We start from the raw sequence: 4,724 nt of genomic DNA on the forward strand, positions 1-4,724 counted from the left end.
CCCCAACCCCCCGCGCGCCGCCGTGGTGGTGTCCGGGGGGGGTTGCTTACATGTTGTTGTGTTGTTTTAACCTTCTTGGTCTCTGGTGCCGTGCGGGGCGCCCCCCCCCCCCCCCCCCCGTGGGGGGGAGGTGCGGCACAACGACACGACGCGGGCTTGACCAATTGGTAAGGTGACCACTCGCGAGGACTGAAGGTGGCATAGACCAATGGGGGCGTCAAGTCCCTTTGCACGGGCGGGAGTTGCGGACACGTCCCACCCCTCCGCCAGAACGGGACGGCATCGATGAACCACCCAAGAACCACCCCCGGCGGCATGCTCAAGCGCGAGCGCGTGCGCGAGGTCCTGCTCGACCTGATCGAGACCCGCCGGCCCGGCGACGCGATCCCCTCCGAGCGCACGCTCTGCGCCGACCTCGGTGTATCGCGGCCGACGCTGCGGGCTGCCGTCGACGACCTTGTGACCTCGGGACTTCTCGTACGCGAACACGGGCGCGGGATGTTCGTGGCACCCGCCAAGGTCACCCAGGAGCTGATCTCGGCGGGCCGCCCGCTCAGCGCACCGCAGGCCCCGGGCGGCTGGTCGAGCCGGGTGGTGGAGTTCAGCACCGTCCGGGCCGGGGCACGGACCGGCCGCAAGCTGCGTGTCTCCCCCGCCGCCGAGATCGTGTACGTGGCACGGCTGCGCCTCGTCGACGGCGAGCCCATCGCTCTGGAGCATCTGCACATTCCGGCCGCGCTGACACCGGGGCTCACGCCCGAGCAGATGGAGTCCGGTTTCTACGCCCATCTCCGCGAGGTCCGGCGCATCCGTCCCGCCCACGCCGTGCAGTCCATCGAACCGACGGTGGTCACGGAGGCCGAGGCGCGGCTGCTCGGCGTGCCCGAGCTCTCCCCCGCGCTGCTCTTCGACCGGATCACCACGGACACCGAGGGCCGCCCCGTCGAGTACGTGCGCTCCCTCTACCGCGGCGACCGCTACCGCGTCGTCTCCCGGCTCACCCTGGGTGCGGCCGCCGAACATCCCGCGCCCACCGCCTCGCGCACCGCCGCGTGGTGGGGCACGGTGGAGTGACGTCACCCCACCGCTGTGACGCCACCGCACGGAGGAGAGGAACACCCTCATGTCCGACCACACCTACCGGGTCACCGAGATCGTCGGCACCTCGCACGAGGGCGTCGACCAGGCGATCCGCAATGGCATCGCCCGCGCCTCGCAGACCCTGCGTTCCCTGGACTGGTTCGAGGTCACCCAGGTGCGCGGCCATATCGAGAACGGGCAGATCGAGCACTACCAGGTGGGCCTGAAGGTCGGATTCCGCCTTGAGGACGGCGACAGCGCCTGAGGCCTGCGGGGCACGCCCGTCAGCCGGTCACGTCCGCCCCTCCCGCTCCTGGGCGTCCTTGAGCGCGGCGGACGTGCTCGCCCAGCGTGCCCGTACGACCTTGAAGCCCGCACGCTCGGCCTCGTCGCACACCAGCTCGTCGTCGTCCACGAGCACGCGCACCGCACGCTTCTGCGCGATCTTCTGGAGGATCTCCAATTTGGTGCGGCGCGCGGGCCGCCGGTCGTCGTTGCGCCGCATCCAGATCCGTCCCTCGGGCAGCCCCTGCGCCGCGAGCCACGCCACGGTGTCCTTGCGGCACCGCTCCGGCCTGCCCGTCAGATAGACGACCTCACACTCCTGAGCGCTCTCCAGGGCCAGCGCCACACCCTCCGCAAGCGGCGGATCCTCCGGGGCGGCGGCGAAGAAGGCGCCCCAGTCGCGCGGCTTGCGCTCCAGGAACCGCTGCCGGTGCGCGGTGTCCGCGAGGGTGCCGTCCAGATCGAATACGGCCAGTGGCCTGCTGTCTTCCGTCACGCGCCCAGCCTAGGCAATGCTCACCGAGGCCCTGCCTCCAACCAGGGGTGGCGCCCGGGTCCGGCCGGGTGGGTGCCGGTGACTCCCATGACCACCGAGTAGAGGCTGGTTTCGGCGGTGATGAACAGGCGGTTGCGCTTGGCGCCGCCCCAGGAGATGTTGGCGACGGTTTCCGGCACGTCGAGGCGGCCGATCAGTGTGCCGTCGGGGTCATAGCAGTGCACGCCGTCATCCATCGCGGCTGCCCAGAGCCGACCGCCGTCATCGAAGCGCAGGTTGTCGAAGCGGGCACCTTCACGAGCTGCGGCTTCGGCGAAGACCTTGCCGTCGGACAGGGTGCCGTCCGCGGTGACATCGAAGACCCGGATGAAACCTGCCCGGGTGTCGGAGACGAACAGCTGCCGCTCATCGGCCGAGAACACCAGACCGTTCGGGGCACCGAAACCATCGGCGACGAGCTGCACTTCGCCGGTGTCCGGATCGATCCGGTAGACGTTGTTGGCGCCGATCTCGCTCTCGGCCCGGTAGCCCTCGTAGTCGCTGGTGATGCCGAAGTCCGGGTCGGAGAACCAAATGGAGCCGTCGGATTTCACCGCCGCGTCGTTCGGGCTGTTCAGCCGCTTGCCCTGCCAGCGGTCGGCCAGCACCGTGACCGTCCCGTCGTGCTCGGTCCGGGTGACCCGGCGGTTGCCCTGCTCGCAGGTGATCAACCGGCCCTGGCCGTCGAGGGTGTTGCCGTTGGTGTGCCCGGCCGAGCGGCGGAAGACGCTGACCGCGCCGGTCTCCTCGTCCCAGCGAAGCATCCGGTCGTTGGGTATGTCGCTCCAGATCAACTGCCGCCAGGCGGGCAGGTAGATCGGCCCCTCGGCCCAACGACACCCGGAGTACAGGACCTCGAGGTCGCTGTCACCGTTCATGCACCGCCCGGATCGGAACCGGTCGTCGAGCATCTCGTACAGCCCAGGGCCCTCGCCGCTCATGAGGTCCTCCCTCTCCTAGAAGCACCACTCGCACGAATCTCATTCGGCTCGGAACAGAGATTGCAGGATGAGATACGGTCGATGCAACACATACCCGAATGGAGAGTTGTGGATCACATCGATCGTGCCCTGCTGGCCCAGCTCCAGCAGGACGCCACCCAGCCCTACGCCGCATTGGGACAAGCCGTCGGCCTGTCCGCCGGCGCCGCTCATGAACGGGTACGCAAGCTCCGGGAGCGCGGTGTCATCCGCCGCACCACGGTCGAAGTGGACCCGGCCGCGGTGGGCGGTGCCGTCCTCGCGTACGTGATGGTCGACTCGACCTCGTGGATGGGCGATTCGGCACAGGACTTCGCCGCACTCCCCGAAATCCTGGAGGCACACGTCATCGCCGGCAGCGCCTCGGTCCTGGTGAAAGTGCGGACCGCCACCACCGAGCAGCTACAGGACGTCCTGCGCCGCCTCTACGCCATCGACGGCGTCAGCGGCACGCAGGCCACGGTGGTCCTCGAGACCTTCTTCGAACGGCCGCTCTCCCCGCACCCCGCGCCCGGCGGGAATCCTGGCGACGCTCAGGCGCTGAACCTTCCGTGAGCTCACCCTCTCCACCACGTCCCTCTGAAGCCCTCCGACCTCCGGTCCGGTGACGGCCAGTGACCACTATCAAGTCGCTCCCGATCGGCCTCACGGCGGGCGGAACACCAGAAGTTGAGACCTGGCTACGACGCTGTTGCGCCCTGGTCGTTGCAGGGGTGGCGGCGTACGCCTCTGTGGACGGCCTGCTCTTGCTGGCCACGGTCGGCATCCTCAAACCGCCTGCACAATGCGACCGTTGGCAGCGGTGCGTGGTGTGGATGGCATTCCTCCTCGGAATCGCCGTGTCCCTTGCCGCCAACATCGCCGCAGCACCCTCCTTGGTCTGGAAGCCGGTCCTGGTAGCCGGCTGACCACCGGTCGCCCTGCTCCTGTCGGTCGACTCTTGGTCCACCACCCGACCGAGCGTGCGCGGCTGCAGGGTCACGAGGCGGAGACAGCCCAGGGCAACGACAGCAACGGAACAGGCTGTGAGGACCCCTTGCTGGAGCGCGCACGGCAGGCCGATGACCTGCACAGGAAGCTGCATCAGAGGCCGATCTCGGCGGAGTCGCTGCGCAAGGAGCTACGCGTTGGCACGGACCGATCGAGGCAGTCGGTGGCACAAGTGCGAACGCGTGGCGCCCCTGCGGGCGCCGTCCCTCGCCCTAACGGCCAGGATGCCGAACATGGCACCTGATGGGCGGCCCGCGTGACCACCATCTGCGCGTCTCGATGACCGCGGCGCTGCAGCCGTGTCCGTATCCAAAGCGGGGGCACCGCAGCAGCTGTCCTCGGACTCGACCTGAGCGGGCTCGCCGAAGAGGCCCACACCTCCGCGCACTTGGCCTCTCGGAGCGTCAAGTCCCGTCACTCGGCGGCGATGTCCTAGGCAGGCCGGGTCGAAGTGGGCATAGCCGTCTATGTCCTCAGAGAGGAAGCAGGGCAGGCGCTGAGCGCCCCAGGTCAGCTGACACCCACAAGCCCCTCGCTCCCCGACACGCCATCCACAAACCTCAATCGTCTCCCGATCGGGAACAGCGTCCAGATCCGCACAGGAACCTCCAGGGGGCAGGCTGTCACGTTCGCGACAGAGCCTTTACCATCCCTTTCGCGCTGACCACCTGCGGCCAGGCGGTGAACATGTGGCATGCGGCGTCCGTATCACTGATTGAGTGCACGACCGCATCCCCGGGGGGCGGGGGGGCCGAACCCACGGGGTTGGGGCTCGGACTGTAATACCACAGAGATCCCCAGAGACACAGCGACAGATACCGGGTGCTCGTGTCGGTGCGGTCGGGCGGGGGGGT

At 68.7% G+C, this 4,724-nt stretch carries 6 protein-coding genes; 4 read left to right on the plus strand and 2 right to left on the minus strand.

Features of this window, described 5'->3' with window-relative positions:
• Window positions 1-285: 285 nt before the first annotated feature.
• Complete coding sequence (locus ACFWY6_RS44270; protein WP_384703240.1) at window positions 286-1,074, plus strand: GntR family transcriptional regulator; 789 nt, start codon at window positions 286-288, stop codon at window positions 1,072-1,074.
• A 49-nt stretch (window positions 1,075-1,123) separates the two neighbouring features.
• The gene (locus ACFWY6_RS44275; protein WP_361828008.1) at window positions 1,124-1,345 is read left to right on the plus strand and encodes a dodecin; all 222 of its coding nucleotides are present in this window, start codon (window positions 1,124-1,126) and stop codon (window positions 1,343-1,345) included.
• Between the two features lie 27 nt (window positions 1,346-1,372).
• Here the strand turns inward: ACFWY6_RS44275 and ACFWY6_RS44280 are convergent, their stop codons facing one another.
• Window positions 1,373-1,861: a hypothetical protein gene (locus ACFWY6_RS44280; protein WP_384703243.1), complete on the minus strand. Its 489-nt coding sequence runs from the start codon at window positions 1,859-1,861 to the stop codon at window positions 1,373-1,375.
• Between the two features lie 20 nt (window positions 1,862-1,881).
• Window positions 1,882-2,841, minus strand: a complete 960-nt coding sequence (locus ACFWY6_RS44285) for an SMP-30/gluconolactonase/LRE family protein (protein ID WP_384703247.1) — start codon at window positions 2,839-2,841, stop codon at window positions 1,882-1,884.
• A 108-nt stretch (window positions 2,842-2,949) separates the two neighbouring features.
• Here ACFWY6_RS44285 and ACFWY6_RS44290 point away from each other — a divergent pair, with 108 nt between their 5' ends.
• Together ACFWY6_RS44290 and ACFWY6_RS44295 are read left to right on the plus strand one after the other, a co-directional pair.
• Window positions 2,950-3,435, plus strand: a complete 486-nt coding sequence (locus tag ACFWY6_RS44290; RefSeq protein ID WP_384703250.1) for an Lrp/AsnC family transcriptional regulator — start codon at window positions 2,950-2,952, stop codon at window positions 3,433-3,435.
• Window positions 3,436-3,494: 59 nt separating this feature from the next.
• Window positions 3,495-3,788: a hypothetical protein gene (locus ACFWY6_RS44295; protein WP_384703253.1), complete on the plus strand. Its 294-nt coding sequence runs from the start codon at window positions 3,495-3,497 to the stop codon at window positions 3,786-3,788.
• Window positions 3,789-4,724 lie beyond the last annotated feature (936 nt).

This window comes from Streptomyces sp. NPDC059037 (assembly GCF_042740015.1).
Classification (GTDB): domain Bacteria; phylum Actinomycetota; class Actinomycetes; order Streptomycetales; family Streptomycetaceae; genus Streptomyces.

Excerpts from the sequence above, each read along its gene's own strand:
- ACFWY6_RS44270 (WP_384703240.1), top strand. The coding sequence starts at position 286 with ATGAACCACCCAAGAACCACCCCCGGCGGCATGCTCAAGCGCGAGCGC.
- ACFWY6_RS44275 (WP_361828008.1), top strand. The coding sequence starts at position 1,124 with ATGTCCGACCACACCTACCGGGTCACCGAGATCGTCGGCACCTCGCAC.
- ACFWY6_RS44285 (WP_384703247.1), bottom strand. The coding sequence starts at position 2,841 with ATGAGCGGCGAGGGCCCTGGGCTGTACGAGATGCTCGACGACCGGTTC.